This window comes from Streptomyces sp. AC627_RSS907 (assembly GCF_019049165.1).
Window position 1 is genome coordinate 1 of record NZ_JAGMUE010000164.1, and the last position, 376, is coordinate 376.

The 376-nt window shown below is 56.6% G+C and carries 1 rRNA gene; it reads right to left on the reverse strand.

Features of this window, described 5'->3' with window-relative positions:
• A 23S ribosomal RNA gene (locus tag KUM32_RS29785) occupies positions 1-376 on the reverse strand; the annotation flags it as partial.

Sequence of the window (376 nt, forward strand, 5' to 3'; positions counted from 1 at the left end):
CACGAAGTCTTACCTCCGCTTCAACCTGCCCATGGCTAGATCACTCCGCTTCGGGTCTTGAGCGTGCTACTCAAACGCCCTATTCGGACTCGCTTTCGCTACGGCTACCCCACCCGGGTTAACCTCGCAACACACCGCAAACTCGCAGGCTCATTCTTCAAAAGGCACGCAGTCACGAGAACAAGGCAAGCCTCATTCCGACGCTCCCACGGCTTGTAGGCACACGGTTTCAGGTACTATTTCACTCCGCTCCCGCGGTACTTTTCACCATTCCCTCACGGTACTATCCGCTATCGGTCACCAGGGAATATTTAGGCTTAGCGGGTGGTCCCGCCAGATTCACACGGGATTTCTCGGGCCCCGTGCTACTTGGGTG